General features: G+C 72.8%; 23 protein-coding genes and 1 pseudogene. 16 read left to right on the top strand and 8 right to left on the bottom strand.

The window, feature by feature from the left end:
• The first annotated feature begins 6 nt into the window (after positions 1–6).
• From K3769_RS07350 to K3769_RS07310, 9 genes are all read left to right on the top strand, one after another.
• Complete coding sequence (locus K3769_RS07350) at positions 7–2,088, top strand: tetratricopeptide repeat protein (RefSeq protein ID WP_267025635.1); 2,082 nt, start codon at positions 7–9, stop codon at positions 2,086–2,088.
• A gap of 166 nt (positions 2,089–2,254) precedes the next feature.
• Positions 2,255–3,379 carry an alanine dehydrogenase gene (gene ald / locus K3769_RS07345; RefSeq protein WP_267025634.1) on the top strand — a complete coding sequence of 375 codons (1,125 nt, stop codon included), beginning with the start codon at positions 2,255–2,257 and terminating at the stop codon, positions 3,377–3,379.
• 387 nt (positions 3,380–3,766) lie between these two features.
• A complete protein-coding gene (locus K3769_RS07340) occupies positions 3,767–4,894 on the top strand; it encodes a ParA family protein (RefSeq protein WP_267025633.1) in 1,128 nt (375 codons plus the stop codon).
• On the top strand, positions 4,879–5,454 hold the full coding sequence (locus tag K3769_RS07335) for a hypothetical protein (RefSeq protein ID WP_267025632.1): 576 nt from the start codon (positions 4,879–4,881) through the stop codon (positions 5,452–5,454). The genes K3769_RS07340 and K3769_RS07335 overlap by 16 nt, the downstream gene beginning before the upstream one ends.
• An 18-nt stretch (positions 5,455–5,472) precedes the next feature.
• Positions 5,473–6,474 (top strand): segregation and condensation protein A, encoded by a 1,002-nt coding sequence (locus K3769_RS07330; protein WP_267025631.1) that lies wholly within the window; start codon positions 5,473–5,475, stop codon positions 6,472–6,474.
• Positions 6,475–6,478: 4 nt separating this feature from the next.
• Entirely contained in the window at positions 6,479–7,135 is a 657-nt protein-coding gene (gene scpB / locus K3769_RS07325; RefSeq protein WP_267025630.1) for an SMC-Scp complex subunit ScpB, read from the top strand.
• The gene (locus K3769_RS07320) at positions 7,135–8,385 is read left to right on the top strand and encodes a pseudouridine synthase (protein ID WP_267025629.1); all 1,251 of its coding nucleotides are present in this window, start codon (positions 7,135–7,137) and stop codon (positions 8,383–8,385) included. The genes scpB and K3769_RS07320 overlap by 1 nt, the downstream gene beginning before the upstream one ends.
• 257 nt (positions 8,386–8,642) lie before the next feature.
• Complete coding sequence (locus K3769_RS07315; RefSeq protein ID WP_267025628.1) at positions 8,643–9,473, top strand: NUDIX hydrolase; 831 nt, start codon at positions 8,643–8,645, stop codon at positions 9,471–9,473.
• The gene (locus K3769_RS07310) at positions 9,470–10,489 is read left to right on the top strand and encodes an ADP-ribosylglycohydrolase family protein (protein ID WP_267025627.1); all 1,020 of its coding nucleotides are present in this window, start codon (positions 9,470–9,472) and stop codon (positions 10,487–10,489) included. The genes K3769_RS07315 and K3769_RS07310 overlap by 4 nt, the downstream gene beginning before the upstream one ends.
• 87 nt (positions 10,490–10,576) lie before the next feature.
• Here the strand turns inward: K3769_RS07310 and K3769_RS07305 are convergent, their stop codons facing one another.
• From K3769_RS07305 to K3769_RS07295, 3 genes are read right to left on the bottom strand one after another with little or no spacing between them, the layout of a single operon-like run.
• Positions 10,577–10,996 (bottom strand): Rieske (2Fe-2S) protein, encoded by a 420-nt coding sequence (locus K3769_RS07305; protein ID WP_267025626.1) that lies wholly within the window; start codon positions 10,994–10,996, stop codon positions 10,577–10,579.
• Positions 10,993–11,577, bottom strand: coding sequence for a DUF6529 family protein (locus K3769_RS07300; protein ID WP_267025625.1), 585 nt, complete (start codon positions 11,575–11,577; stop codon positions 10,993–10,995). Before K3769_RS07300 ends, K3769_RS07305 begins: the two co-directional genes overlap by 4 nt.
• 40 nt (positions 11,578–11,617) lie before the next feature.
• Positions 11,618–12,304: a hypothetical protein gene (locus K3769_RS07295; protein WP_267025624.1), complete on the bottom strand. Its 687-nt coding sequence runs from the start codon at positions 12,302–12,304 to the stop codon at positions 11,618–11,620.
• A gap of 257 nt (positions 12,305–12,561) precedes the next feature.
• Here K3769_RS07295 and aroH point away from each other — a divergent pair, with 257 nt between their 5' ends.
• The 5 genes from aroH to der all read left to right on the top strand — a co-directional run bounded on the left by aroH (position 12,562) and on the right by der (position 17,139).
• Complete coding sequence (aroH, locus tag K3769_RS07290) at positions 12,562–12,924, top strand: chorismate mutase (RefSeq protein WP_267025623.1); 363 nt, start codon at positions 12,562–12,564, stop codon at positions 12,922–12,924.
• Positions 12,921–14,006 carry a prephenate dehydrogenase gene (locus K3769_RS07285; protein ID WP_267025622.1) on the top strand — a complete coding sequence of 362 codons (1,086 nt, stop codon included), beginning with the start codon at positions 12,921–12,923 and terminating at the stop codon, positions 14,004–14,006. The genes aroH and K3769_RS07285 overlap by 4 nt, the downstream gene beginning before the upstream one ends.
• 220 nt (positions 14,007–14,226) lie before the next feature.
• Positions 14,227–14,922, top strand: coding sequence for a (d)CMP kinase (gene cmk / locus K3769_RS07280; protein WP_267025621.1), 696 nt, complete (start codon positions 14,227–14,229; stop codon positions 14,920–14,922).
• Positions 14,880–15,587 carry a lysophospholipid acyltransferase family protein gene (locus K3769_RS07275; RefSeq protein WP_267025620.1) on the top strand — a complete coding sequence of 236 codons (708 nt, stop codon included), beginning with the start codon at positions 14,880–14,882 and terminating at the stop codon, positions 15,585–15,587. Before cmk ends, K3769_RS07275 begins: the two co-directional genes overlap by 43 nt.
• 82 nt (positions 15,588–15,669) lie before the next feature.
• Positions 15,670–17,139 carry a ribosome biogenesis GTPase Der gene (gene der / locus K3769_RS07270; protein ID WP_267025619.1) on the top strand — a complete coding sequence of 490 codons (1,470 nt, stop codon included), beginning with the start codon at positions 15,670–15,672 and terminating at the stop codon, positions 17,137–17,139.
• Between the two features lie 96 nt (positions 17,140–17,235).
• Here der and K3769_RS07265 read toward each other — a convergent pair whose 3' ends face one another.
• Positions 17,236–17,628 (bottom strand): hypothetical protein, encoded by a 393-nt coding sequence (locus K3769_RS07265; protein ID WP_267025618.1) that lies wholly within the window; start codon positions 17,626–17,628, stop codon positions 17,236–17,238.
• Between the two features lie 184 nt (positions 17,629–17,812).
• On the bottom strand, positions 17,813–18,589 hold the full coding sequence (locus K3769_RS07260; protein WP_248779883.1) for a DUF8842 C-terminal domain-containing protein: 777 nt from the start codon (positions 18,587–18,589) through the stop codon (positions 17,813–17,815).
• Between the two features lie 527 nt (positions 18,590–19,116).
• On the opposite strand from K3769_RS07260, the gene K3769_RS07255 reads away from it, so the two are divergent.
• A complete protein-coding gene (locus tag K3769_RS07255) occupies positions 19,117–19,770 on the top strand; it encodes a LysM peptidoglycan-binding domain-containing protein (RefSeq protein WP_267025617.1) in 654 nt (217 codons plus the stop codon).
• Positions 19,771–19,924: 154 nt separating this feature from the next.
• Positions 19,925–20,470 (top strand): annotated as a pseudogene (locus tag K3769_RS07250) (LysM peptidoglycan-binding domain-containing protein); the annotation flags it as partial.
• Between the two features lie 313 nt (positions 20,471–20,783).
• On the opposite strand, the gene K3769_RS07245 reads toward K3769_RS07250, so the two are convergent.
• The 3 genes from K3769_RS07245 to K3769_RS07235 are packed head-to-tail and all read right to left on the bottom strand — an operon-like array spanning position 20,784 to position 24,828.
• Positions 20,784–21,428: an ATP-binding cassette domain-containing protein gene (locus K3769_RS07245; RefSeq protein ID WP_267025616.1), complete on the bottom strand. Its 645-nt coding sequence runs from the start codon at positions 21,426–21,428 to the stop codon at positions 20,784–20,786.
• On the bottom strand, positions 21,425–24,256 hold the full coding sequence (locus tag K3769_RS07240; RefSeq protein WP_267025615.1) for a branched-chain amino acid ABC transporter permease/ATP-binding protein: 2,832 nt from the start codon (positions 24,254–24,256) through the stop codon (positions 21,425–21,427). Before K3769_RS07240 ends, K3769_RS07245 begins: the two co-directional genes overlap by 4 nt.
• Entirely contained in the window at positions 24,256–24,828 is a 573-nt protein-coding gene (locus K3769_RS07235) for a hypothetical protein (RefSeq protein WP_267025614.1), read from the bottom strand. Before K3769_RS07235 ends, K3769_RS07240 begins: the two co-directional genes overlap by 1 nt.
• Between the last annotated feature and the right edge of the window lie 101 nt (positions 24,829–24,929).

The raw sequence follows: 24,929 nt of genomic DNA, 5'->3' as shown, positions 1-24,929 counted from the left end.
TGGCCCGTGACGGATCAGGCGGTGGATGCCGACGGCACGAAGGTGTCGGAGAAGGGGCGGCGCCCGGCTGCCGCGCCCGCCCTCACGGGGGGTCAGTTCCTCGGCCGCGCACGCGAGTTGAAGGAACTGCGGGCCGACATCGACCGCGCCGGCCTGGACACCCTCGCCGGCCGCAAGGCGCCCCGCGCGCGTGTGCTGCTCATCGCCGGAAAGCCCGGATCCGGCCGCACCGCGCTCGCCGAGGAGCTCGTACGGCAGGTCGCGGACAGTTACCCGGACGGGGTCCTGCGGGCCCGGCTCACCGAGCCCGACGGCACCCCCGTACCGACCGAACGCACCGCCCGCGACCTGCTCACCGCGCTCGAACTGAACGCGCCGGCCGGAGCGGACGAGGACGACCTCTCGGAGCGGCTGCGCGAGGCGCTCGCCACCCGCAGGGCCGTGCTCCTGCTCGACGACGCGGCCGACGCGCAGCAGGTCGACGCGCTCCTCCCGGAGACCCCCGACTGCCTGGTCGTGGCCGTCTCCGGCGGGCCCCTGACCGGGATCGCGGACGTCCGCCCCTGCACCCTCGGCGGGCTTGACACCAAGTCGGCCCTCGAACTCCTGGACCGGTTCACCGGCTCCGTACGCATCACCGTGGACCCGCGCGCCGCCGAAGGACTCGTGGAGACCTGCGGGGCGCAGCCCGCCGCGCTCGTCCTCGCCGGGGCCTGGCTCGCCCACCGGCCCAAGTCCGCCGTCGCCGATCTCGCCAAGCAACTGCACACCGACGGTGACGACGGCCCGGTCCTCGAACGGATCTTCCGGCTCACCTACGCGGCCCTGCCGACGACCGCCGCACGGATACTGCGACTCCTCTCGCTCGCCCCCGCCGGTCTCGTCGACCCGCACACCGCGTCCGCGCTCGCCGGCTGCTCGGTCGGCGCCGCCCGCACCACCCTGGACGACTTCACCGCACTCGGCCTCGTACGAGCCGTGGAGTCACCGCTGCCGCAGTACGAGGTGCCCGGCTGCCTGCTGCCGCTGCTGCGCGCGCTGACCGCGACCGAGGACCGCGCGGCCGAACTGCAACTGGCCCGCGCCCGCATGCTGGAGCGGACCGTGCGGCTCCTGGTGTCGTGCCGGGCGATCACCGAGACCGACAGCTCGCCCGCCCGCGAGAAGCTCGCCGGGATGCCCCGAGCGCTGCGCTTCCCCAACCCGCGCGCGGCTGCCGACTGGCTGCGCATCAGGCAGCCCGCGCTGCTGGCCGCCGCCCGCCTCGCGGTCCGCGACGGCGAGCTGGACACCCTGGCCCGCCGCCTGATGGCCGCCCTGGTCAGAGCGCTGGTCGCCCATGTCGGTACGCAGGCCGCCGCCCCCGAGCTGTACGGCATCCACCGACTCGTCCTGGACGTCGCCGAACGCCGGAACCTGCCCCGCGAGAAGGCCGCGGCGCTGCTGAACCTCGCCGACCTCGACGCCCGGACCGGCCGTACGACGGACGCGCTGGCCCGCTACCGGGCCGCTCTGGACGCCGGACGCGAGGCGAACGACCCGTACGCGACCGGCCGCGCGATGGAATCCGTGGGCGGTGCCCATCAGAAACTCGGCGACTACGACCGGGCCGCCGACTGGTACGGGCGCGCGCTCGCCCAGCGGCTCGCCCGCGACGAGCGCGCCGACGCGGCCCGACTGCACGGCCGGATCGCCACCGCGCACACCTACGCGGGCCGCTACGGAGAGGCGCTGCGCAACTGGCGCTCCGCGGTCACCGGACATCGCCGGACCGGTGATGTGGCGGGCCAGGCACGGGCGTTGAGCGAGATGGCGCGGGTGCAGGAGTACGCGGGCCGGCCCGAGGAATCCCTCGTCACCTGCCAGGAGGCGGTCGAGTGGGCGCGCCGCGCCGACGACGTCCGGCTGCAGGCCGCTCTCCAGCTGCGGCTGGCCGACACGCTCGACCGGCTGGGGGACCCCACGGCCGCCCGGCTGCACCGCACCGCCGCCGAACGAATGCTCGGTGACGAGCTCCCGGAGAGCGCAGCAAGCAGGGAACAAGACGGCAACACCTGCGAAATCCGTAGCGCATCCAAAGAAGATTGATGCTTTGAAAGGCTAGACAGAGAGAATCCCTTCATTAAACTGGCTCCGCCGCGTCTTTTCGTGGTGTTCCCCGGTGTGCTCCCGTGCATCCGGGTATGTCAGGCATCGTCATGTTGTGCGCTGCCCGGCCCAGATCCCCGCTGCATCCCTCCTGAGCCAAGGAACCGTGATCGACGTGAAGGTCGGCATCCCCCGCGAGGTCAAGAACAACGAGTTCCGGGTGGCCATCACCCCCGCCGGTGTGCACGAGCTGGTGCGCCACGGCCATCAGGTCCTGATCGAGCGGCACGCCGGTGTCGGCTCCTCGATCACGGACGACGAGTTCGTCGCCGCCGGCGCGCGGATCGTCGACACCGCCGACGAGGTCTGGACCGCCGCAGACCTGCTGCTGAAGGTCAAGGAGCCCATCGCCGAGGAGTACCACCGCCTCCGCAAGGACCAGACGCTCTTCACCTACCTGCACCTGGCCGCCTCCAAGGAGTGCACGGACGCGCTCCTGGAGTCCGGCACCACGGCGATCGCGTACGAGACGGTCGAGCTGCCCGGCCGCGCGCTGCCGCTGCTCGCCCCGATGTCCGAGGTCGCGGGCCGCCTCGCCCCGCAGGTCGGCGCCTACCACCTGATGCGCGCCAATGGCGGTCGCGGCGTCCTGCCCGGCGGCGTCCCGGGCGTGCTGGCCGCCCGCGCCGTGGTCATCGGCGGCGGGGTCTCCGGCTGGAACGCCGCGCAGATCGCCATCGGCATGGGCTTCCACGTGACCCTGCTCGACCGCGACATCAACAAGCTCAAGGAAGCCGACAAGATCTTCGGCACGAAGATCCAGACCGTCGTCTCGAACTCCTTCGAGCTGGAGAAGGCCTGCCTCGACGCGGACCTCGTCATCGGCGCCGTGCTCATCCCCGGCGCGAAGGCGCCGAAGCTGGTGACCAACGAGCTCGTGTCGCGAATGAAGCCCGGAAGTGTCCTTGTCGACATCGCCATCGACCAGGGCGGCTGCTTCGAGGACTCGCGTCCGACCACCCACGCCGAGCCGACCTTCCCGGTCCACAACTCGGTCTTCTACTGCGTCGCCAACATGCCGGGCGCGGTGCCCAACACCTCGACGTACGCGCTCACCAACGCCACGCTGCCGTACATCGTCGAACTCGCGAACCGCGGCTGGGTCGAGGCGCTGCGCCGTGATCCCGCGCTCGCCCGGGGGCTCAACACGCATGACGGCAAGGTCGTGTACCGCGAGGTCGCGGAGGCCCACGGCCTGGAGCACGCCGAGCTGGAGACCCTGCTCGGCTGAGGTCCCCGTCGCCAAAAGGCGATACGTCAACACGACTCGTCAACATCGCACGTACGGCCGGACCTTGCTTCAGGGGCCCGGCCGGATGTGTGTCGGGTCACTTTGCGAGACTCGTTCAACTCGCCTCGAACGTAACCCTTAGACCGTTTCGCACACCCCTGGAACCGCCCGTGCGACGTCCTTACGCCCTTGACAGAGGGATGTTCCGTTGCCGACACATCGGGCCGGGTCCGGCGGATTGTGTTGCTGCGAAGCGGTGACACGCCATAGAGTCGCCAACCGTCGGCATGGTGCCACGCTGACCTATCGAGAAGTTTCCTGGTCACCAAGGAGGTAAGACGACTTGTGAATGAGTCGACATTTACTCCCGGGGGTGGTCAACCAGGAATGCCTGCGCAGGGCTCAAGGCCAACGGGGCTCGAAGCTGTCGGCTCCGTCGCTGTGCGCACCTTCGCAGCCCACCAGAGTCCGAAGACGACTCAGACAGCACACCAGAGCATGGATGGCCATCACGTGAACGCCATGGCCGGCAACGGAAGTGGCGAGAACCGCACCCACTTCGCCGACTACGACGACCTGCCCGAGGGGCATTTCTACGACCCCGACGCCGAGTACGAGCCCGATCCGGAGTACGCGGCCACGCTCGCGCCCGACGCGGCGCGCCAGCGGCGCGAGCGCATCGGTCCGACCGGTCGCCCGCTGCCGTACTTCCCGATCCCGGGCCCGCTGACCGACCACGGCCCCGCGAAGATCATCGCGATGTGCAACCAGAAGGGCGGCGTGGGCAAGACGACGTCGACCATCAACCTGGGTGCCGCCCTCGCGGAGTACGGACGCCGGGTCCTGCTCGTCGACTTCGACCCGCAGGGCGCCCTGTCCGTGGGCCTCGGAGTCAACCCGATGGAGCTCGACCTCACGGTCTACAACCTGCTCATGGAGCGGGGCATGGCGGCCGACGAGGTGCTGCTGAAGACCGCGGTCCCGAACATGGACCTGCTGCCCAGCAACATCGATCTGTCCGCCGCCGAGGTCCAGCTGGTGAGCGAGGTCGCCCGCGAGTCCACGCTGCAGCGCGCCCTGAAGCCGCTGATGGCCGACTACGACTACATCGTGATCGACTGTCAGCCCTCGCTCGGCCTGCTCACCGTGAACGCGCTGACGGCCGCCCACAAGGTGATAGTGCCGCTGGAGTGCGAGTTCTTCGCGCTGCGCGGGGTCGCGCTGCTCACCGAGACCATCGAGAAGGTCCAGGAGCGGCTCAACCCCGAGCTGGAGCTCGACGGCATCCTCGCCACGATGTACGACTCGCGGACCGTGCACAGCCGTGAGGTGCTCGCGCGTGTGGTCGAGGCGTTCGACGAGCACGTCTACCACACGGTGATCGGCCGGACGGTCCGCTTCCCGGAGACCACGGTCGCCGGTGAGCCGATCACGACGTACGCCTCCAACTCCGTCGGCGCCGCCGCCTACCGTCAGCTCGCCAGGGAGGTGCTCGCCCGGTGTCACGCCGAGTGAGTCTGCCGGGGGCCGACGAACTGTTCCGTACGACCGGGGGGATGGCGCTCCAGTCCTCCAGCCCGCGGCGTCCGGCCAACGGCGAGGCGCGGGTGCCCGCTCCGGCGGGCGAGAGCGACGCCGCGGCCGGGGAGGACGGGCCGCAGTCGGTGCCCGTGCGGGGCGGTGACGGCGAGGGCGACGAACATGTCGCGGCCGACGCCGACTCCGCCGACGGGGAGTCCCGGAGCCGGGGCGCCGTCACGGCGGACCGCTCCGGGCGGCGTCCGGCGCCGCCGGAAGGCGCTGCCGGGGTCCAGCCGCAGGGCCAGGCCCGCAAGCGCGGGCGGGGCTCCGGACGGCGGCCCAGCGGGCGCGAGCGGCACGACGAGAAGATCACGGTGTACGTGTCCGCCGAGGAGCTCATGGACCTCGAACACGCCCGGCTGGTGCTCCGCGGCGAGCACGGGCTCGCGGTCGACCGCGGTCGGATCGTGCGGGAGGCCGTCGCGGTGGTCCTCGCGGATCTCGAATCGCGCGGCGACGCGAGCATTCTCGTACGACGGTTGCGCGGGCGGTAGCGGTAGCCTGCGACGGCCATGACCTCGAACGACGGCCCTCCTCCCACCGCCTCCGCCGCCGCACCCGGTGGGCGACGGCGCGTGCTGGGGCGGGGGCCCGGGGGCGGGCCCCCCGCTGAGCCGCCCGTGGAAGAGGGCCCGGCCGGGCCGGGCGTGGACTCCCCGGCGGCGGCCGAGCCCGGAAGTGATCCCGAGCCCGACGACGGCGTCTTCAAGGTGCGGCTGGTCAACTTCGAGGGGCCGTTCGATCTGCTGCTCCAGCTGATCTCCAAGCACAAGATGGATGTCACCGAGGTCGCGCTCTCCAAGGTCACCGACGAGTTCATGGCGCACATCCGGGCCATGGGGCCGGACTGGGACCTCGACCAGACCACCGAGTTCCTGGTCGTCGCGGCGACCCTGCTCGATCTGAAGGCCGCCCGGCTGCTGCCCTCCGCCGAGGTCGAGGACGAGGCCGACCTGGCCCTCCTGGAAGCCCGCGACCTGCTCTTCGCCCGGCTGCTGCAGTACCGCGCGTACAAGCAGATCGCCGACATCTTCGACCGCCGCCTCGACGAGGAGGCGCGCCGCTACCCCCGTACCGTCGGCCTTGAGGCGCACCACGCCGAGCTGCTGCCCGAAGTGGTCATCAGCATCGGGGCGGAAGGTTTCGCCGCACTGGCCGTGAAGGCGATGCAGCCCCGCCCCAAGCCGCAGGTCTACGTCGACCACATCCACGCGCCGCTCGTGAGCGTGCAGGAGCAGGCGGCGATCGTGGTGGCGCGGCTGCGGGAGCTCGGCGAGGCCAGTTTCCGCTCGCTCGTGGAGGGCGTCGACGACACCCTCACCGTCGTGGCGCGTTTCCTGGCCCTTCTGGAGCTCTATCGGGAGAAGGCGGTCTCCCTGGACCAGGAGGAGGCTCTGGGGGACCTGGTGGTGCGCTGGACGGGCGGGGAGGGGGATGCGCAGCCCGCGGTGACGGACGAGTTCGACCGGCCGCCGGATCCTGTCCCGGATCCGGTCGAGGAGAAGAAGGTGTGAAGGTGTGAGCGAGGACACCACCGGAGCCCCCGCGGGGGCTCGCAGCGTCGCGGATCTCGACCTCCGGCCCGCCCTGGAGGCCGTCCTCATGGTCGTGGACGAGCCCGCCACCGAGGAGCACCTCGCGAAGATCCTGGAGCGGCCCAGGCGGCAGATCGCGGACGCGCTGCGCGCGCTGGCCGACGAGTACAGCCTCCACAGGCGCGGCTTCGAGCTGCGGATCGTCGCCGGCGGCTGGCGGTTCTACAGCCGCCCGGAGTACGCGGCGGCCGTCGAGCGCTTCGTCCTGGACGGCCAGCACGCCCGTCTCACCCAGGCGGCGCTGGAGACGCTCGCCGTCGTCGCGTACCGGCAGCCGGTCAGCCGATCGAGGGTCTCGGCGGTCCGCGGAGTGAACTGTGACGGCGTGATGCGCACCCTCCTTCAGAGGGGTCTGGTCCAGGAGGCGGGCGCGGAACCCGAAACAGGTGCGATCCTGTACAGGACGACGAACTACTTCCTGGAGCGAATGGGCCTGCGCGGCCTGTACGAGCTTCCGGAGCTCGCGCCCTTCCTTCCGGAGGCGGACGCGATCGAAGCAGAGACGCTGGAAGGGGTCCCGTCGTTCGATCCGGATGCGCCGGACGCAGATGCAGACGACACGACGACGACGGAACTTTGATGCGAAGCAGTGGCAGTGGCAGCGGCAGGAACAGCGGCGGGCGCGGCAACCCCCGCGGGACCGGCGGGAGCGGAAGCTCGCGCGGCTCCGGCGGTGGAGGCGGCAACCCCCGCGGGGCCGGGGGCGGTAACTCCCGTGGCTCCGGTGGCGGCGGGGGATCCCGCGGCTCCGGCGGCGGTGGCCCCCGTACCTCCGGCAGCGGATACAACTCCCGGGGGCCCGTCGGCGGCTCCCAGCAGAGCGGGGCGGCGGGCTCCGACGACAGGCCGAAGCGCCCCAGCAAGCCCCGCCCCGAGGAGCGGCGCTACGACGTAGGCCCCGGCGCCACCCACGAGGGTGCGAAGTCCGGGCGCGGCAGCTCCGCGCGCGGCGGTGCCAAGGGCGGCCCCAAGCAGGGCCAGCAGCGCGGCGGCCGTACGGAGAACGCGCGCTCGCGTGAGTACGAGACCCGTACCGAGGAGCGCAACAGGGACCGCTACGCGGGCAAGCCCGACGCCAAGACGGTCAAGACCTTCCCGGGCGCCGAGCAGGAGGGCGAGCGCCTGCAGAAGGTGCTCGCGCGGGCGGGCTACGGTTCGCGGCGTTCCTGCGAGGAGCTGGTCGAGCAGTCCCGGGTCGAGGTCAACGGCGAGATCGTCGTGGAGCAGGGCATGCGCGTCGACCCGGAGAAGGACGAGATCAGGGTCGACGGACTGACGGTCGCGACCCAGTCGTACCAGTTCTTCGTGCTCAACAAGCCCGCCGGTGTCGTGTCCACCATGGAGGACAACGAAGGCCGGCAGTGCCTCGGCGACTACGTGACGAACCGCGAGACGCGGCTCTTCCACGTGGGACGGCTCGACACCGAGACCGAGGGCCTCATCCTGCTCACCAACCACGGTGAGCTGGCGCACCGCCTGACCCACCCCAAGTACGGCGTGAAGAAGGTGTACCTCGCGCACATCGTGGGCCCGATCCCGCGCGACCTGGGCAAGCAGCTCAAGGACGGCATCCAGCTGGAGGACGGGTACGCGAAGGCGGACCACTTCAGGGTCGTCGAGCAGACCGGCAAGAACTACATGGTCGAGGTGACGCTGCACGAGGGCCGCAAGCACATCGTGCGGCGCATGCTCGCCGAGGCCGGCTTCCCGGTCGACAAGCTCGTGCGCGTGTCCTTCGGACCGATCGCCCTCGGCGACCAGAAGTCGGGCTGGCTGCGACGGCTGTCCAACACCGAGGTCGGGATGCTGATGCAGGAGGTCGGCCTCTAGGCCACCGCTCCACCGCTGCTTGCGTAGTACGGCGTCGGCCGGTTCCGGGATCTCCCGGGGCCGGCCGCTTCGCGTTCGGGGCTTCGTCGTCCGGGGGTTGTGGGGACACCGTTCGCGATTTATAGTCTTGCTGACCATTAAGGAAACGCCCGTGCCGGGCGCGGCCGGTGGAGCAGGGCCCACGGGGGTGGTCCCGGTCCTCGGCCGTCGCCCGGCACGGTGCGCCGACGGCCGTCGAGGCCACACGAGGAGGGGGCATGGAGGGCTACGACAAGCACGCCTTCGAGCCCTTCGCCGTCACCGTCGATCTCGCGGTGTTCACGGTCCGGGCGGGCGCGCTCCAGGTGCTGCTGATCGAGCGCGGACAGGAGCCGTACGCGGGATGCCGGGCGCTGCCCGGGGGATTCGTGCTGCCCGCCGAGTCCGCCGAGACGGCCGCCCGGCGTGAACTCGCCGAGGAGACCGGTCTGGCGGACGTCTCCGGACTGCACCTGGAGCAACTGCGCACATACAGCGAGCCGGAGCGCGATCCCCGGATGCGGGTGGTCTCCGTGGCGTACACCGCACTGCTGCCCGACCCTCCCGAGCCGCGCGGCGGCGGAGACGCGGCCAGCGCGCACTGGCTGCCGTACGACGGACTCGGGCCGCTCGCCTTCGACCACGGGCGGATCCTCGCCGACGCCCGGGAACGGATCGGCGCGAAGCTGGAGTACACCTGCCTCGCCACCGCGTTCTGCCCACCGGAGTTCACCCTCGGGGAGCTGCAGCAGGTCTACGAGACGGTGTGGGGGGCCGCGCTCGACCGCCCGAACTTCCGGCGCAAGGTCCTCGCCACGGCCGGGTTCGTCGAACCGGTCCCGGGGGCGGCGCGGCTGACCGGGGGGCGGGGGAAGCCGGCCGCGCTGTATCGCGCGGGGGCTGCCACGGGGTTGCATCCGCCGTTGCTGCGGGCGGCACCACCCGCGCCGGGTCCTGCGGGCCCGCAGGACTCGCCGGGCCCGCAGGACCCGGCGGCCTCCTCGCCCTCGGTTTCAACTGCGGCTTCGGCTTCGGCTTTGTCCTCGTCCTCGAAAGGACCGTCCTCATGACCACGACCGTCAGGAAGCAGGCCGCCACCGGGGCGTTGACGGGGCTCGCCCTCGGGGACGCGCTCGGCGCCCCGACCGAGTTCAAGGACGTGCCCTCGATCCTCGCCGCGTACGGACCCTGGCGGGAACTGGAACTGCCGGACCCCGCCCACATCACCGACGACACCCAGATGACCCTCGCGGTGGCGCGAGGGCTGCGCGCCGCCATGGACCGGGGGCTGCTCGGCCCACGGGAACTGGCGGAGTCGCTGCGCGGGGAGTTCATCGCCTGGAACCGGTCGCCGGAGAACAACCGCGCCCCGGGCAACACCTGCCTCACGGCCTGCGCACTGCTGGAGCGCGCGGACCTGCCCTGGCAGGACGCCAGCCAGCTGGGATCGAAGGGCTGCGGCGCCAACATGCGGGTGGCGCCCCTCGGTCTCGCCCCGGGCCTCAGCGACGAACAGCGCGCGGTCGCGGCCCAGTTGCAGGCCGCCCTCACGCACGGCCACCCGACGGCGCTGGCCGCCTCCGACCTCACGGCGCACGCGATACGGCTGCTCGCGCAGGGCGCCGAACCGACCGGCCTGGTCGGACAGCTCCGCTCGTACGCGTACGAGAACCGCACGCGCTACCACGAGCGCTGGCTCGGTGATCTGTGGACCCGCGCCCAGGATCCGACGCCCGAGCACTTCATCACGCGCGGCTGGGACGAGTGCCTGGCGGCGCTGGACCGGCTCCGGCAGGCCCTGCGGTCGCCGTCGCCCGAGACGGACCCCTGCCTGGCCACCGGCGCCGGATGGATCGCCGAGGAGGCCCTCGCCACCGGCCTGCTGAGTTTCCTGCTCTTCGTGGCCGAGCCGGTGACGGCCCTGCGCCGGGCCGCCTGCACATCGGGGGACTCGGACTCGATCGCGTGTCTGGCCGGTGCCTTCGCGGGGGCGTACCTCGGCGCCGAGGCCTGGCCCACGGAGTGGGCCGACAGGGTCGAGCACCAGGGTGACCTGGCGGCGCTGGGCGCGCTCTGGGACGCCTGAGCCGCCCGGTTCGCCGCCGTCCCGCCCACGCGGCCGGATTTTCCGCCCGCGCGCCCGGCCTTCCCGCGCGCCCGGCCTCGAAGAGGCTCAGGCGAGGCTGATCGAGTCGCCCTCGACCGTGATCTGCCTCGCCGGAAGCGGCTTCGGGGCGGGGCCGCCGGCCACCGAGCCGTCGGCGACGCGGAACCTGCTGCCGTGGCACTTGCAGTTGATCGTGCCGTCGGAGACGTCGGCGACGACGCAGCCCTGGTGGGTGCAGACCGCCGAGAAGGCCTTGAAGCCGCCCTTCTCCGGCTGGGTGACGACGACCTTCTCCTCCTTGAAGATCCTGCCGCCGCCGACCGGGACGTCGGCGGTCCCGGTGAGTTCCTTGCCTGCGGGTGCCGGCTTCTCCGTGTCACCCCCGTCGTTCTCGTCCCCGTACTTGCTGCAGCCCAGGAGCAGCGCGCCCGCCGCGCTCGCGGCGCCCGTCGCGAGCACCGTGCGCCGCGTCGCGGGATTCGTCATGTCGTCACTCCGAAGGTGCGGAAGAACCAGAGGGCGGAGGTCAGCCAGATCACGGTGAGGGCGGAGAAGACGAGCCCGCCGACGACGGGCAGCAGCCAGCCGGGCAGCCGCTCCGCGCGCAGCAGCAGCATCTTGGCGCTGAAGGCGCCGAAGAAGAAGCACCCCAGGAGTGAGTGCCACAGGACGCGCGGTTCATATGTCTGATAGCCCAGCGCGTACAGGCAGTGCACCGCCACCGGTACCGCGACCAGGAACGCGATCCGGCCCGACCAGCGGTGCAGTACCCCCGACCAGCTCGGGCCCGGCAGCCGCCCGTACAGCATCAGTGCCGAGACCAGCTGGACGACAGCGAAGCCCACCGCGACCGTGGCCAGCCAGGACTTCACCGCGCTCGTGCTGCTGAAGCCCGCGAGGTTGAAGGCGGTGCCCTCCGGGTCGTGCACGTTTCCGTAGACGCCGAGGCCGACCGCGACGGCGCCGGCGACCAGGGCGGGTACGAGATAGCGGGCGGCCCCCGGGCCCCGGCGCGCTGGGTCGGGCGCGGGAAAACCCTGGGTTGCGGCGTTCGGGTCCACTGTCATGGTCGGCTCCCAGCGGTCACGCGATCTCGCGGTCACGGAGTTACGGAGTCACGGGGCGGGCGGTGAGCTGCTTACCGTCGACCGTGACGGTGCCGGTCGCCGGGTCGATACGGGGCGCGGGGCCCGCCTTGCCGTCCCGCCTGAGGATGCCGACCTGGCTGTCGTCCTGCAGCACGATCCACCCGCCGTCGATCTTGGTGTCGGCCACGGTGTCGGTGGCGCGGTACAGCGCGTTCGGCTTCAGGGACTTGTCGGCCGTGAAGCCGTACCGCCGCGCTCCCATGTCGACCGTGCCGGTGATCCGCCTGCCCGCCAGGGTGCCGGTGAGGACCTGCTTCTTCTTGTTCGTGAGACGCATGCTGCCGTCGGACTCGACATCGCCCCTCAGCCACGACTCCTGGTCCCGGCCGTCGCAGAAGTACGCGACCGCCTTGCCGTCGCGCAGTGTCACCGCGACCGCGGAGGAGTCGTCGTCGGTACGGCCCGCGTAGTCGGCGTTCGGCACGGCGGACCCGGGTTCGGACTTCGACGGGCCGGGCGACGGTGACTGCTTGGTCGGCGACACCGTGGCCGTCACCCCGGGTGCCGGGCTCGCCGACACGGCGTCGGCGGGCTCATCGCTCCCGGTCGTCGTGCTGCGCGTCCCGGTCGTCGCGTTGAGCGACAGCATGAACAGGGCGAGCAGCAGTCCCGCGAGGAGCGTGAAAAGTGGTCCGGAACGCTTCATCGTGCCTCCCCCGAGGCCTGGCGCGGACAGCCTCACCATGGAAGCGGACCGTGGCCCCCGCGTCCAGAGGCGCACAGGAGCCACTTGGCGGAGATTGGAGGGCGAGAGCGGACATCGGGGAGCGAGAGCGAGGAGTGGAGAGCGCGAAGCGAGAAGGGGCGGCCGTCTCGGCAGGCGGGCGCCGTGGGCCGGGCCGCCGAGGGCTGGCTAGGCTGGCCGCGGCAGAGCCGATCCGTACATGAACGAGGAGCATCACCGTGGCGGTACGAGCGGTCCGGGGCGCCGTCCAGCTGGAGCGGGACGAAGCCGGTCACATGGACGAGCAGGTCAGCGAGCTGCTCACCGCCATCCTGGAGCGGAACGGGCTGACCGCCGACGAGCTGATCAGTATCTGGTTCACGGCCACCCCCGACCTGCACAGCGACTTCCCGGCAGCCGCGGCGCGCAAGCTCGGCATCGTCGACGTTCCGCTGATCTGCGCACAGGAACTGGACATCGAAGGCGCGATGCCCCGCGTCGTACGGGTCCTCGCGCACATCGAGTCCGACCTGCCGCGCGCCGACATCGCGCATGTCTACCTGGGCTCGGCGGGCGCGCTGCGCAAGGACATCGCCCAGTGAGAACCGCACTTGTCATCGGCACCGGCCTCATCGGGACGTCGGCCGCGCTGGTCCTGACCGGGCGGGGCGTCGTCGTGCACCTCGCCGACCACGACCCCGGGCAGGCCCGTACCGCGGCGGCGCTCGGCGCCGGCACGGACGAGGAGCCCGGCGGCCCCGTCGACCTCGCGATCGTCGCGGCGCCGCCCGCCCACGTGGCCGCGGCGCTCGCCGACGCGATGCGCAACGGCGTCGCGCGTGCCTACCTGGACGTGGCCAGCGTCAAGGGCGGGCCGCGCCGCGAGCTGGAGTCGCTGGGCCTCGACCTGTCCGCGTACATCGGCTCGCACCCCATGTCGGGCCGCGAGAAGTCGGGCCCGCTGGCCGCCACGGCCGACCTCTTCGAGGGGCGGCCCTGGGTGCTGACGCCGACCCGGGACACCGACACCGAGGTGCTCAACCTCGCCCTGGAACTCGTCTCGTACTGCCGGGCGGTCCCGGTGGTGATGGACGCCGACGCCCATGACCGGGCCGTCGCGCTCGTCTCGCACATGCCCCACCTGGTGTCCAGCATGGTCGCCGCGCGGCTGGAGAACGCCGAGGAGGCCGCCGTACGCCTGTGCGGTCAGGGCATCCGTGACGTGACCCGGATCGCCGCGTCCGACCCGCGGATGTGGATCGACATCCTCTCCGCGAACCCGGGGCCCGTCGCCGACCTCCTCGCGGACGTCTCCGCCGACCTGGACGAGACCGTGCAGGCCCTGCGCGCCCTCCAGTCCTCCGACGAGGCCAAGCGCCGGACCGGCACCACCGGCATCGAGGACGTCCTGCGCCGCGGCAACGCCGGCCAGATCCGCGTCCCCGGCAAGCACGGCACCGCTCCCGCCACGTACGAGAGCGTCGTCGTCCTCATCGACGACCAGCCGGGCCAGCTGGCCCGCATCTTCGCCGACGCGGGCCGCGCGGGCGTCAACATCGAGGACGTCCGTATCGAGCACGCGACCGGTCAGCAGGTCGGTCTGATGGAGCTGCTGGTACAGCCGTCGGCGGCGCCGGTGCTGACGGCGGCCCTGCGCGAGCGGGGCTGGGCGATCCGGCAGTAGCGGTTCGCGGCCCGCCCCGGCCCGCCACCGGGTATGTACCGGGCCCGCCACCGTGTACGCACCCGGCCCGGTGCTCCCGCGGTGGTACCGGAGGCTGTCCGCGTCGTACGGCCCTCGTCGCGGGGGCCGTAAGGCGGGGTCCGGGGAGCCAGTAACCTTGTTCGGGGCGCGCTCGTGCCCGAACCAGCCAGTACCCCGTACCAGGAAGGTGTCCGCACCCGTGGAATCCACCGACGCCCGGACCGCCCCGGCCGTGATTGTCGCCATCGACGGTCCCTCCGGCACCGGCAAGTCGAGCACCTCGAAGGCCGTCGCGGCGCAGCTCGGCCTGAGCTACCTGGACACGGGCGCCCAGTACCGGGCGATCACCTGGTGGATGGTGAACAACGGCATCGACATCGCCGACCCCTTCTCCGTCGCGGACGCGGCAGGCAAGCCCGACATCGTGTCCGGTACGGACCCCGCGGCGCCCGCCATCACGGTCGACGGCACCGATGTCGCGGCGGCCATCCGCACCCAGGAGGTCACCTCGAAGGTCAGCGCGGTCAGCGCCGTCCCCGAGGTTCGCGCCCGGATCACCGAGCTGCAGCGCTCGATCGCCTCGGCGGCCGGGCAGGGCATCGTCGTCGAGGGCCGGGACATCGGTACGACCGTGCTGCCCGACGCCGACCTGAAGATCTTCCTCACCGCCTCGCCGGAGGCCCGCGCCGCCCGCCGCAGCGGGGAGCTGAAGGGCGCCGACGTGGCCGCCACCCGCGCGGCGCTCATCAAGCGGGACACCGCCGACTCCACCCGCAAGACCTCGCCGCTCGCGAAGGCGGACGACGCGGTCGAGGTGGACACCTCCGACCTCACGCTGCAGCAGGTCATCGAGTGCGTCGTCACCCTCGTCGAGGAGAAGCGGGCCACGAAGTGAGCGAAGCCCGGAACGCAGCGAACACAGCCCCGACGGCCCGGCGGGCCGACGTCGGCCGCCGTATCGGCGTCGGCCTGATGTACGGGCTGTGGAAGCCGCGCGTCCTGGGAGCCTGGCGGGTTCCGGCGACCGGCCCGGCGATCCTCGCCGTCAACCACTCCCACATGATCGACGGCCCGATGGTCATGGGTGTGGCGCCCCGGCCCACGCACTTCCTGATCAAGAAAGAGGCGTTCGTCGGCCCGCTGGACCCCTTCCTGCTCGCCATCGGGCAGGTGAAGGTGGACCGCACGGTCGCCGACCGCACCGCGATCACCCGGGCGCTGGGCGTCCTGGACGACGGCGGCGTCCTCGGGATCTTCCCCGAGGGCACCCGCGGCGAGGGGGACTTCGCCTCGCTGCGTGCCGGGCTCTCCTACTTCGCGGTCCGCAGCGGGGCCCCGATCGTGCCGGTCGCCGTCCTGGGCAGCACCGACCGGCGCGGACGGCTGATAAAAGAGCTGCCCCCGCTGCGCAGCCGGGTCGACGTCGTCTTCGGCGACCCGTTCGAGGCGGGCGACGGCAGCGGACGGCGTACGCGCAAGGCGCTCGACGAGGCGACCGTGCGCATCCAGAAGCAGCTCTCCGCGCACCTGGAGAACGCCAGGCGTCTCACCGGGCGCTGAGTGACACTTGCAGTACTTGAGTAGTGGATCTCCCGAAACAGGCGGTTCCACCGATCACCACGATGAACGAGGTACGGACTTCATGAACGACCAGATCCAGCCCGACGGCTCGGAGCACGAGCACGGGGCGCTTGGCAATGCCGAGTTCGCGGAGTTCATGGAGCTCGCCGCGGAAGAGGGCTTCGACGCCGAGGACATCGAGGGCGCGATCGAGGAGGCGGGCCACGGCCCGCTCCCGGTCCTCGCCGTCGTCGGCCGGCCGAATGTCGGCAAGTCGACCCTGGTGAACCGCATCATCGGCCGCCGCGAGGCCGTCGTCGAGGACAAGCCGGGCGTCACCCGCGACCGCGTCACCTACGACGCGGAGTGGGCGGGCCGCCGCTTCAAGCTCGTCGACACCGGCGGCTGGGAGCAGGACGTCCTCGGCATCGACGCGTCCGTGGCCGCGCAGGCCGAGTTCGCGATCGAGGCGGCCGACGCGGTCGTCTTCGTCGTCGACGCCAAGGTCGGTGCCACCGACACCGACGAGGCCGTCGTCCGGCTGCTGCGCAAGGCCGGCAAGCCCGTCGTGCTGTGCGCCAACAAGGTCGACGGCCTGAGCGGCGAGGCGGACGCCTCGTACCTCTGGGCCCTGGGGCTCGGCGAGCCGCACCCCGTCTCGGCGCTGCACGGCCGCGGCACCGGCGACATGCTGGACGCCGTCCTGGAGGCGCTGCCCGAGGCGCCCGCGCAGACCTTCGGCGTCGCGGTCGGCGGCCCCCGCCGCATCGCCCTCATCGGCCGTCCGAACGTCGGCAAGTCGTCGCTGCTGAACAAGGTGGCCGGCGAGGACCGCGTGGTCGTCAACGAGGTCGCCGGCACCACCCGTGACCCGGTCGACGAGCTGATCGAGCTGGGCGGGGTGACCTGGAAGTTCGTCGACACCGCCGGTATCCGCAAGCGGGTCCACCTCCAGCAGGGCGCCGACTACTACGCCTCGCTGCGTACCGCCGCCGCCGTCGAGAAGGCGGAGGTCGCGGTGATCCTGCTGGACGCCAGCGAGAACATCAGCGTCCAGGACCAGCGCATCGTGACGATGGCCGTCGAGGCGGGCCGCGCGATCGTCCTGGCCTTCAACAAGTGGGACACCCTCGACGAGGAGCGGCGCTACTACCTGGAGCGGGAGATCGAGACCGAGCTGCTCCAGGTGGCGTGGGCGCCGCGGGTCAACGTCTCGGCGCGTACGGGCCGCCACATGGAGAAGCTGGTCCCGGCGATCGAGGCCGCGCTGGCGGGCTGGGAGGCGCGCGTCCCGACCGGGCGCCTGAACGCCTTCCTCGGCGAGCTGGTCGCCGCCCATCCGCACCCGATCCGGGGCGGCAAGCAGCCGCGGATCCTCTTCGGTACGCAGGCGGGCACCAAGCCGCCGCGGTTCGTGCTCTTCTCCTCGGGCTTCATCGAGCACGGCTACCGCCGGTTCGTGGAGCGCAGGCTGCGTGAGGAGTTCGGCTTCGAGGGCACGCCTATCCACATCTCGGTGCGGGTGCGCGAGAAGCGCGGCAAGAAGAAGTAGCCGCCGCCGACCGCCGCGCGAGCGGGGTGCGTGCGTGGACAAGGGAGAGGGCCCCCGCGGGATGCGGGGGCCCTCTCCCGTTCGTGTCAGCTCACGTCAGCGTTCCCTGCGCGGGGCGGGCGGCAGCGCCGCCGGCTGCCGGACGGAGGTGACCGTCTGGCTCTGGTGCGTGGCCGCGTATCCCGTCTGGTGCTGCCCGGTGACCTGTCGCAGGCCGTACACGGTCGGGGTGTAGGCGGCCGAGCCCGAGTGGTACGGGCCACCGCCGAGCAGCCCCGGTCCGTGCGGGCCGATCCCGAAGGCCGTGAAGCCCATCTCCTCCTCGCCGAGGCGGTCACCCGGCAGGGCCCGGAAGGTCCTGAGGTACTCCGCGTAGAGCGCGTCGTAGATCGGGGTGGCCGAAGAACTGCCCGTGGCGTCCCTGGCCGGCCGCAGGGCGGGGAGCGGTGACGAGTGGGGCAGGCGGCGGGGGGTGTCGTAGGTGTACACGTACGTGCCAACGACCCCGCCGCCCATCGGATGCGGCCGACGGCCCGCTTTCGCAGGTCACAGCGCTGCCGGTCAGGCTCATCGGCCCGCCTGGCCCGCCTGGCCCGCCTGGCCCGCCCGGCCCGAGCGGCCCGGGGGACCGGGCAGTCCTGGCGGGCCGAGCAGGGCCGGGCGGGTGGGGGTGTCAGGTGCCGGCCAGGGGCATCGCGCTCGCCACCAGTCGGCCGCCCACCGCGGCCTTGTCGAGGGCGTCGCGCAGCAGGTCCTCGCGGGGCTGACGGCCGATGGAGCCGACCGGGGCGGCGAACAGCAGCACCTGCTGGTGCTTGTTGGCGGCGGCCCGCCAGCTGTCGGTGACCTGGAGCGGCTGGTGCGCCTGCCACCAGGCGACGGGCGAGCCGCCACTGCTGCTGGGCTGGAGAACCGCGTGCAGCTGGCCCATCGCGAGCAGCACGGACCAGCCGTGCAGCACGGGCGGCACCTCGGTGAGCCGGCTGACCGGCATGAAGCCCTGCTCGATGAGGAGCGGCAGGAAGTCGTCGCCGCCGCCTCCCGTCGTACCCGGCCGGGCGATGCGTCCGGTCGGTTCGACGACGAGCGCGGGGTGCAGCTCGCCGCCGAGCAGGATGAGCCCGCTGGTGACGCCGAGGACGGCCTGCTCGGGCAGGGCCTCGGAGGGGCGCTCGTCCCCGGTGATGGACCGGACGGCGCCCTGCAACTGCTCCTCGGTCACCTGCACGACCTGCGAGGGCAGACAGGTGGCGTGGGCGAACGCGAGTACGGCCGTCTCGTCGCCGATGAACAGGACGGTGCTGGTGCGCTCCTGTTCGGAGTCGCCCTGGGTGCGGCAGGAGGTGCAGTCGTAACTGCCCGGGGCGTTCTCTCCGGCGAGCAGCCGGTCGGCTTCTTCGTCGCCGATCTCGGCGCGTACGTCGTCGCTGACGTCGAGCATGCGCGGCACGGGGGGCTCCTCGGGTGCGGTGCGTGTTGTGGCCGGGGGCTCCCGGTCCGTGAACCGGATGGAGTCCCGGCTCATGAAGAAGACAACGGAGGATCTGTGGCGGGGGTCACGCCCCGGAGCGAACGGAATCGAACCATCCTGCGCACAGCGTGAACCCGGCGGCGGAATCCGTCACTCCACGCCAACTCCCTTGATCAGCAGGGAAGTTGGGCCGGTGAGGTGAGTCACAGATCGCCGGGGTCGAGGGTCGACAAATCAGGAAATCCACGAATGAAGTGGGTGACTCAAAATCGACGATACCTACGGTAACGGTGAACTGGCCTGGAATGACAAGGAGTTGGTTGATATCGGGCCTCCCTCTCCCTACATTTCTCCGCCGTGTGCAGCGAGCACCGCTCGGGTACGTCCGCCGGCCGCACGCTTGTCCGCACCACCTCCGGCGGACGGGGCGGGTCGGGACGTCCGCGTCGAGACGCGGCGGTCCCGACCCGCCTCGGGGGACCCCGGGTCCTTCGAGAGGGAAATACATGTCCGAATGTGCCGACAACACCCGTAAGGCTCGTACGACCGCGGTTCTCGCCGGGGCGGCCCTGCTGGCCCCGCTCGGACTGCTCGCCGCGAACGGCAACGCCGCCGCGGCGGACAGCGGGGTGTGGGACCGCATCGCCCAGTGCGAGAGCGGCGGCAACTGGCACATCAACACCGGGAACGGCTACTACGGAGGGCTCCAGTTCTCCGCCGGCTCCTGGCGCGCGTACGGCGGTACCGCCTACGCGTCCACGGCTGACAAAGCCTCCAAGGCACAGCAGATCGCTGTCGCCGCCAAGGTGCAGCGCGCGCAGGGGTGGGGCGCCTGGCCCACCTGCGCGGCCCGCGCAGGCGCGTACGGGAGCGCTCCGGCGGGGTCCTCGGCGGGTGCGACCAGAAAGGCCGCGCCGTCGAAACCGTCCAACTCGTCCAAGTCGTCCAAGCCGCCGAAGGCGTCCGGGGCGCAGGAGCGATCGGCGGGGCACACCGGCCGGGGATCGTCGCGTGGTGACTACACCGTCCGCGGTGGTGACACGCTGAGCGGTATCGCGGCGCGGTACGGGACGACCTGGCAGCGCGTCTACGCCGCCAACAGGACCGTCATCGGCGGGGACCCCGATGTCATCGTTCCTGGCCAGCGGCTGAGGGTCTGAGGCTGAGGATTTGAGATCTGAGGATTTGAGATCTGAGGGTCTGAGGGTCTGAGCCGGAGCGGGGGCCCCACCCGGTCGGCCGACCGGGTGGGGCCCCCCGTCGCCCACCGCGCGGCTCGTCCGCCACCGTCGTGCCCGCACCTAACGTGGCCCGATGTCGATCAAGCGCATGCGGTACGCGGCCGTCGTCGTCGCGGTCCTGGCCCTGGCCGCCCCCGTGGAGGCGGAGGCGGCATCACCATCGGCACCTGAGGACCGGGCGTCGTACGCCTGTGCGAAGGACGGGTGGCCGTGGGGCTGCGTCGCGAAGTGCGAGAGCTCCGGCCGCTGGAACGCGAACACCGGGAACGGCTTCTACGGAGGGCTGCAGTTCTGGCAGCCCACCTGGCGGGCGTTCGGCGGCCTGGCCTATGCGCGGCGGGCCGATCTGGCCACCCGCGAGGAGCAGATCAGGGTCGCGGAGGAAGTGCTGCGCGTCCAGGGCTGGAAGGCGTGGCCGGTCTGTTCCAAGAGGTACGGGCTCTCGGGGCGGGCGCACGTGGTGAGGCCGGGGGAGAGCCTTTCGTCGATCGCCCGGTCGTACCGCGTCGCGGGCGGGTGGAAGGCGCTCTACAAGCTCAACCGGCAGATGGTCGGGGCGCGGCCGGAGCTGCTGAACGTCGGCACGATGCTGCGGCTTCCGAAGGGGGCGGGGCCGGGACGGCGGCCCGCTTCCCAGGCCGGGGGAGGGCTTGCCCCCGTACCCGCGGCGCGCCGCCCGGGCGTTCCGACTCCGCCGGCGCCGCCCTCGACGCGGCCGACCCAGCCGGTGGCCGGGGTCCCCTCGGGCGTCCCCTCGGGCGTCCCCTCCGCGCCGGTCACGCCGGCTTCGCCGGTCCTGATGGATCCGTCGCAGTCGCAGTCGCAGTCGCCGTCGTCGCGGCCGTCACTGTCACCCGCAGCCGCACCCGCAGCCGCAGCCGCAGCCGCACCCGCACCCGCACTCTCTCCCTCCCCTTCCTCCTCTCCATCGACTACTCCGTCGCCTCGCCGCTGAACACGACCTCGCCGCGCCGGAGTTCGTACACGATCGTCGTTCCGGCGCCCAGGCCGGGCGGGAGCCGCTGTTCGGCCACGACCACGCAGGCGTCGAGGCCGCGCAGCAGCTCGTACGTGCGGGCCGCGACCGTCGGGGACATGCCCTGGGCGGGCTCGTCGACCAGGACCACGCGCGCGCGTGCCAGCAAGGCGCGGGAGAGGGCGAGCATGCGCTGCTCGCCGCCGGAGAGCGTGCCCGCTCGCCGGGGCAGCAGGGCGCCGAGCGGTGGGTAGACGTCGAGGGCGGACGAGAAGGGCCGGCCGGCGGCGGCGAGTTCGAGGTTCTCGCGGACCGTGAGCGAGGCGAACACCGCGCGGCGGTCCGGGACGAGGCACAGGCCGCGGCGGGCCCGTTCGTAGGCGGGCAGGCGGGTGACGTCGGCGCCGTCCCAGACCACGGAGCCGTGCGTCAGGGGCAGGGTGCCGGCCAGGGCGCCGAGCGCGGTCGTACGGCCCGAGCCGTTGCGGCCGAGCAGGACGGTGACGCCGGGGGCGGGCGCGTGGAGGGTCACGCCGTGCAGGGCCTCCAGCGGGCCGTGCCGCACGCGCGCGTGCCGCAGCGAGATGCCGGCCGCGCTCATCCGCCGAACCCGTCGAAGCCGCCGAACCTGTCGGATACGGCGGACTCCGCGTGCTCGTCCAGCCCTTCGAGCACGTGGTCGGCGGGGCCGGAGGCGACGACGCGGCCCGCGGTCATGACGTGCACGGTGTCGGCGAGGTCGGCCACCAGGTCGAGGTCGTGCTCGACGACGAGGAGGGTGGTTCCGTCGGCGGCGAGGGCGCGCAGTACGCGGGCCAGTGCCGTCACCTCTGCCGTGTCGAGCCCGGCCGCGGGTTCGTCGAGCAGCAGGACCCGGGGGCTGGAGGCGAGGGCCCGGGCGAGTTCGGTCCGGCGCAGGGTTCCGGTGGGGAGGTCCGCGGCGGGCAGCGTCCGTACGGCCCCGTCGAGCCCGAGCAGCCGCAGGGCTCGTTCCGCCGCGCCGGGGTCCGCGGAGCGTCCCTGTTCGGCGCCCACGCGGACGTTCTCGGCCACGGTCAGGGTCGGGAAGACGGCCGGCTGCTGGAACGTGCGGGCGACGCCGAGCCGGGTCCGCGCGTGGGCGGGCAGCCGGGTGATGTCCCGTTCCCCGAGCGCGACCCTGCCCGACGCGGGTCGCACGGTGCCGGCGAGACAGTGGAACAGCGTGCTCTTCCCGGCGCCGTTGGGCCCGACCACCGCGGTGATCCGGCCGGGCGGGAGGTCGAGGTCGACCCCGTCCAAGGCGGTGAACCCGTCGTAGGCGACGCGCAGGCCCCGGGCCCGCAGGACGGGAAGCCGGGCCGCCGCGCCCACCGGGGGCGTACGCGGACCACGGCCGCGGTCGGGACCGCCCCGCCCCGCCACGACGCCGTCCCTGGGACCGGCCCCGGGACGGGAAACCGCTGCACGGCGCTCACCCTGAACCGGCCCGGTCGGCTCAGCCGAGCCGGACGACCGCCACGCACTGGGCTCGTCGATACCGGGCCCGCCCGCGCCCTCCGCCCGAAGCCCGCCCGCCTCCCTCGTCCGTATCGCCCGTATCGCCCGCCTCGCCCCCACCCCCAGCGGGGTCAGCGTCGCCCTTCGGCGCGGGCTCAGGCGTAGGGCTTTCGCAGTCGTGTGCAGGGCCTCGTACGGGCCGCCCGGGAAGCGGCCCACCAGGACCGCCAGGACGCCGATCGTGGCCGCCGCCACCCCGCCGCGGGTGCCCGCGTCCAGGCCGACCAGGAGGGCCGCCGCGAGCAGGGCACCCAGGACGCTGTCCGCGCCGAGCACCACGATCGCGGCGAACCACAGCAGCCCGCGGACCGGGTCGTACGCCGCCGGGTCGAAGGCGCGTACCCCCATGCCGAGCATCCCGCCGCCCAGCGCGGCCAGCGCCGCGCCCGCCACGAAGGCCGTCAGTTTGAGGCGCGGGACGCGGACGCCCGCCGCCGACGCGCCCGCCTCGTGGTCCCGCATCGCGGCCAGGGCCCGGCCGATACGGCCCCGGCGCAGCGCGCGGACGGCCAGCAGAGCGCCCGTGAGCAGCAGGAGTTCCAGTACGTAGTAAGCGCGGTCGCCCTCGAAGCCCGCCGGGCGGCCCAGGGCAAGGCCCGAGGTCGCGTACGGCTGGGTGAGGACGAAGCGGCTGACGCCGACGCCCACCGCGAACGTCGCCAGGGCGAGGGCGAGCCCGTGGCGGCCGATGGCGGGCCGGCCGGTCAGCAGGCCCAGGGGCGCGACCAGCAGCACGGCGGTCATGAGCGCCACCCATTCCGGGAGTTCGGGCAGGCCCGGGAAGCGGCCCGCCGCCAGCAGCGCCGTGAAGAGGGCGCCCAGACCCGCGTACGCGGCCTGGCCGAGGGAGATCTGGCCGCCGCGGCCCGTGACCACGACCAGGGAGAGCAGGACGACGCCCAGCGCCGGTACCTGGACGGCCGTGTGCAGGTCCGGGCCCGCGAAGCCCAGGGGGAGGAGGAACAGGACCACGGCGACGATCCACACGCCCGGCGGGGTCGGCACGCGCGCCGTCGCCGTGCGCGGGAGCGCGTCCCGGGCGCCGACCCCCGGCAGCACCAGGGCGGCGACCAGGAGGGCGACGACGAAGAGGTTCGCGCCGACCGCCTGGAGGAGGGGTTCGAGGTGGCCCCCGGGGTGCAGCCGGGTCAGCTGGCTCTGGGCGACGCCGATGGCCAGCGCCACCAGCACCGCCACCGGCAGACTCCGCATCCGGGCGGCCACCGCGACCGCCACCACCTCCATCACCAGCAGGGGCATGCCGTACGGGTCCAGGCGTACGTACGGCGCCAGCAGCACCCCCGTCAGGCCCGCCGTGAACGAGCCGAACGCCCAGCCCGCCGCCGCCACCCGGTCCGCGTCGACACCGGTCAGCGCGGCGAGCGGGCGGTCGTCGACGACGGCCCGCAGTTCCCGGCCGAAGCGGGTCCAGCGGATCACCGCCCCCACGCCCGCGGCCAGCACGAGCGTCACCGCCAACTGGCCCCAGGGGTCCGCGGAGACCAGCGCCGGCGCGTCCGAGCGCGCGCCCGGGCCCCAGACGAGCGCCGCCCCGCCGACGAGCAGCACGAACACGCCGATGGACGCGACGAGGGTCTGCGCGGGATCGCCGCCCAGGACGGCCAGGGGGCGGAAGACGAATCGTTCCAGCGCCACCCCGATCGCCGGGGCCACCACGAGCAGGGTGAGCGGCGCGGCGAGAGCGAGCGGCCAGTCCCACTCGACGGCGAGCTGGCGCAGCAGACAGGCGCACACCATCGCGATCGCGCCGTGCGCGAAGTTGAGCACGCCGGTCGCCCGGTGCGTGACGACCAGCCCGATCCCGGTGAGCGCGGCGGCGCTGCCCACCGAGAGCCCGGCGAGCGTGAGGTCGTACGTCAGTGACGACATCAGCCGGTCGCCGCCCCGGGCGCCGGGCCGTCCGGGAAGGCGCCGGGAGAATCGTCCGGCGACTCACCCGGGGACTCAGCCGGGGACTCGCCGGGGGCGTCGTCCGCGGCCGTGGGTTCGCAGATCGGGCAGGGGGCGAGTTCTCCGCCCGCGAGGACCCGTGAGTCGACCGGCAGGGCCTCGGGTCTGCCGGCGACGAGCGGGCAGTCCGCGCGGTGCCACAGCGTGCCGCCCGGCACCATCAGCAGCTCCCCGCCGACCGCCACGGGTGCGGCGGCCGTCCCGTCGGCGGAGCCGGCGTCCTCGGGGCCGGCCGCCACCAGGAGCCCGTACAGCTCCTCCACGCGGGCCGCCGCGAGCGCGTTCCCGCCGTGGGCGAGGAGGACGGCCGCGGCGACGATCAGGGCCGCGCCGGGCACCGTGCAGGACGCGAGGTACGGCAACTGCCGTTCCGCGTACCGCTCGCCGGAGATCCCGTACCAGCCGAGGACGCACAGCACCGCGCCCGTGGCGAGCGCCGCCCACCCGGCCCAGAGGACGGGACGCACATTCCGCAGTCGAGCAGTCCGCATGGGGGCTCCACGTGAGGTGTCCGGCCGTATGTGTGCGGCTGTCTTCCAAGTCCGCCGAAGGACTTGCACTATGCCTTCTGGAAGCTGTCCCTGAAAGCTCC

Source organism: Streptomyces ortus, from assembly GCF_026341275.1.
GTDB lineage: Bacteria > Actinomycetota > Actinomycetes > Streptomycetales > Streptomycetaceae > Streptomyces > Streptomyces ortus.
Note: the sequence above shows the minus strand (reverse complement) of the source record. Positions and strands in the feature narration are given on the sequence as shown.

Excerpts from the sequence above, each read along its gene's own strand:
- K3769_RS07340 (WP_267025633.1), top strand. The coding sequence starts at position 3,767 with ATGCCTGCGCAGGGCTCAAGGCCAACGGGGCTCGAAGCTGTCGGCTCC.
- K3769_RS07330 (WP_267025631.1), top strand. The coding sequence starts at position 5,473 with ATGACCTCGAACGACGGCCCTCCTCCCACCGCCTCCGCCGCCGCACCC.
- K3769_RS07320 (WP_267025629.1), top strand. The coding sequence starts at position 7,135 with ATGCGAAGCAGTGGCAGTGGCAGCGGCAGGAACAGCGGCGGGCGCGGC.
- K3769_RS07315 (WP_267025628.1), top strand. The coding sequence starts at position 8,643 with ATGGAGGGCTACGACAAGCACGCCTTCGAGCCCTTCGCCGTCACCGTC.
- K3769_RS07310 (WP_267025627.1), top strand. The coding sequence starts at position 9,470 with ATGACCACGACCGTCAGGAAGCAGGCCGCCACCGGGGCGTTGACGGGG.
- K3769_RS07305 (WP_267025626.1), bottom strand. The coding sequence starts at position 10,996 with ATGACGAATCCCGCGACGCGGCGCACGGTGCTCGCGACGGGCGCCGCG.
- K3769_RS07300 (WP_267025625.1), bottom strand. The coding sequence starts at position 11,577 with ATGACAGTGGACCCGAACGCCGCAACCCAGGGTTTTCCCGCGCCCGAC.
- K3769_RS07295 (WP_267025624.1), bottom strand. The coding sequence starts at position 12,304 with ATGAAGCGTTCCGGACCACTTTTCACGCTCCTCGCGGGACTGCTGCTC.
- der (WP_267025619.1), top strand. The coding sequence starts at position 15,670 with ATGAACGACCAGATCCAGCCCGACGGCTCGGAGCACGAGCACGGGGCG.
- K3769_RS07255 (WP_267025617.1), top strand. The coding sequence starts at position 19,117 with ATGTCCGAATGTGCCGACAACACCCGTAAGGCTCGTACGACCGCGGTT.
- K3769_RS07245 (WP_267025616.1), bottom strand. The coding sequence starts at position 21,428 with ATGAGCGCGGCCGGCATCTCGCTGCGGCACGCGCGCGTGCGGCACGGC.
- K3769_RS07240 (WP_267025615.1), bottom strand. The coding sequence starts at position 24,256 with ATGTCGTCACTGACGTACGACCTCACGCTCGCCGGGCTCTCGGTGGGC.
- K3769_RS07235 (WP_267025614.1), bottom strand. The coding sequence starts at position 24,828 with ATGCGGACTGCTCGACTGCGGAATGTGCGTCCCGTCCTCTGGGCCGGG.